The organism is Xanthomonas sp. SHU 166 (assembly GCF_000364685.1).
Classification (GTDB): Bacteria; Pseudomonadota; Gammaproteobacteria; order Xanthomonadales; family Xanthomonadaceae; genus Xanthomonas_A; species Xanthomonas_A sontii.
On record NZ_AQOJ01001014.1, the window covers coordinates 1 to 2,519 of the forward strand.

Genomic DNA, 2,519 nt, shown 5'->3' on the forward strand with positions numbered 1-2,519 from the left:
TCGCCAGTGCCAGTACCCGCACTCAGCGCAGCCCAGTTCATGCGTCTCACACTGAGCGGCCGTGGCCATTGTGGGAGGGACTTCAGTCCCGACTGCAGGCTGCCGGAAGACCTCAGTACCTCACTGGTCCCCGCCGAGCCTTAGCTGCTCAACGCTGCGCGGCTGCGCTTGACATCTTCCTTCTCCCCCCCGGGAGAAGGTGCCCCGAAGGGGCGGATGAGGGGACGGGCGCCAGCGCAAGTACACCTGCGCCAGCGTGGCTCGGGCGTCAGGCGTCCGTGCTCGCCGCCGGCAGCAGCACGGTGAAGCGGCTGCCGTGGCCCGGCTGGCTGCGCACTTCCACGGTGCAGCCCAGGGTCTCGGCGGCGCGGCGCACGATCCACAGGCCCAGGCCGAGGCCGTCGCTGCGCGGGTCGGCCTGGCGGAAGGCCTGGAACAGCGTGCGCAGGCCCTCTTCGTCCATACCGATGCCGCGGTCGATGATCTCCACCGTCACCTGGTCGCCGCGGCGCCGGCAGCCGATCAGCACCTTGCCCTGCGCGGTGTACTTGACCGCGTTACCGAGCAGGTTGCCGAGCAACGTGGACAGCAAGGCCGCGCTGCTGAGCACGCGCAAGGACGTCGGCACGCTGCGCAGCTGCACGCCCTTGGCCGCGGCCTGCGGCTGCCAGGTGGCCAGGATCGGTGCCAGCACGTCGGTCAGGGCCAGGGTCTGCAGTGCCGGCAGGCGCAGCTCGCCGGCGGCGGCGTTGGTGGCGAGCTGGTCGAGCCCGCTGGCCACCTGGTTCAAGGCGGTGCGTGCGGTCTCCAGCGAACCATCCTGCGCCGCGTCCTGCTGGCGCTGCAGCTTGCTCAGCGCATAGGACGCGGTACGCAGCGGGGTCTTCAGGTCGTGGCCGGCGATGGCCATCAGGCGACTGCGGTAATGGTTGGATTCCTGCGCCAGATGCAGCGCCTTGCGCAGTTCCAGTTGGCCCATCGCCTGCCGCGCCAGCGCGCGCAGCGCTTCGATCTGCTCGTAGCTGAGCTGGCGCGGGCGCCGGTCCAGCACGCAGACGGTGCCCAGGGCCAGGCCGTCGGAGGTCTTCAGCAGCGCGCCGGCATAGAAGTGCAGGCGCATCTCGCCGGTGACCAGCGGATTGCAGGCGAAGCGCGGGTCCTCGCGGGTATCCGGCACCAGCAGCAGGTCGTCCTCGAGCAGAGCGTGCGCGCACAGCGAGGTCGCCAGCGGCGTTTCGCGCGTGCCCAGCCCGATCTCGCTCTTGAACCACTGGCGCTCGCTGTCGATCAGGTTGACCACCGCGATCGGCGCCTGGCAGATCAGCCCGGCCAGCCGGGTGATGTCGTCGAACGCCGGCTCGCGCGGGGTGTCCAGGATCGCGTAGCTGTGCAAGGCGTCCAGCCGCAGCGCTTCGTTGCGGGGCTTGGCCGCGCAATAGACCGGGTCGGCGGCGGGTTCGACGGGAGACATGCGGCGCGACTCGGGCGGAAAGGCACGCAGTCTATGGTACCTGTCACGGTTTTTGCCGACGCGGCGTTCACATGGTGCTCGCGTGCGCTGCACCTGCGCTTAGCGAATCGGCTGCGCAGGCGGTGTCGCCTGGTCAGCCCACCCAGCGGCCCTGCGCGTCGACCAGCGGCGTCCCGTCCTCCTTGGCGAAGGCGCCGCGCTGCGGCGTCGGCAGGATTTCCAGCACCGTCTCCGACGGCCGGCACAGGCGCGTGCCCAGTGGGCTGACCACGATTGGCCGGTTGAGCAGGATCGGGTGCTGCAGGATGGCCTCCAGCAGCGCGTCATCGTCCAGCGTCGGGTCGTCCAGTCCCAGTTCGGCGTAGGGCGTGCCCTTCTGCCGGATCAGCTCCCGCAGCGGCAGCCCGCTGGCCGCCGCCAGCGTCTGCAGGGTGGCGCGGTCGGGCGGGGTCTTCAGGTATTCGATCACGGTCGGCTCGACGCCGCTGTTGCGGATCAGCCCGAGCACATTGCGCGAAGTGCCGCAGGCGGGGTTGTGGTAGATCGTGATCGTGGGCATGGGCGGCTCGCTGAGTGGGACGGAACAAGGGCGGCCGTGCCGGAATCCTCCACGCGGCCGCGGCCGATGGTGCCGCAATCGGGGCGCCATGCAAGCGCCGCGCTCGCCGGACACGGCGGTGCGCGGCGCCCGCGATGGTCGCCGCCGCGTCGGAAACGCCGGCCCGTCGTCGATCTGCAGAGAGCGCATGGTCCGGCCAGGCAGCGGATGGACCACCTTGCCGGGCGCCTGGGCGGCGGCAGGACGATGGCGATGCGGCCGTGCTCCGGGGGCGGTAGCGGCCGCTGGGGCTTCGGTCTACCGACCGAGGACGCTGCCGGTCCGGCACCGCCACGACGTGCATGCGTCACTTCGCCGCACACGGCATCGCACGCGTTTCAATGGCCGTCGCACCCTCTAGAATGCGCCGATGGTCCGTCTCCGCCAGCTGCCGTCGTGTTGGGCCGTGCTCGCCGCGCTGGCGCTCGGCCTGCTGCTGCTGGCGCCGCC

At 71.0% G+C, this 2,519-nt stretch carries 2 protein-coding genes; both read right to left on the reverse strand.

Translation table 11 applies throughout. From position 1 onward, the window contains the following. Positions 1–268: 268 nt before the first annotated feature. Complete coding sequence (locus D180_RS22325) at positions 269–1,471, reverse strand: GAF domain-containing sensor histidine kinase (RefSeq protein ID WP_017914514.1); 1,203 nt, start codon at positions 1,469–1,471, stop codon at positions 269–271. 133 nt (positions 1,472–1,604) lie between these two features. Next, positions 1,605–2,030, reverse strand: coding sequence for an arsenate reductase (glutaredoxin) (gene arsC, locus D180_RS22330; protein ID WP_017914515.1), 426 nt, complete (start codon positions 2,028–2,030; stop codon positions 1,605–1,607). Positions 2,031–2,519: the final 489 nt, after the last annotated feature.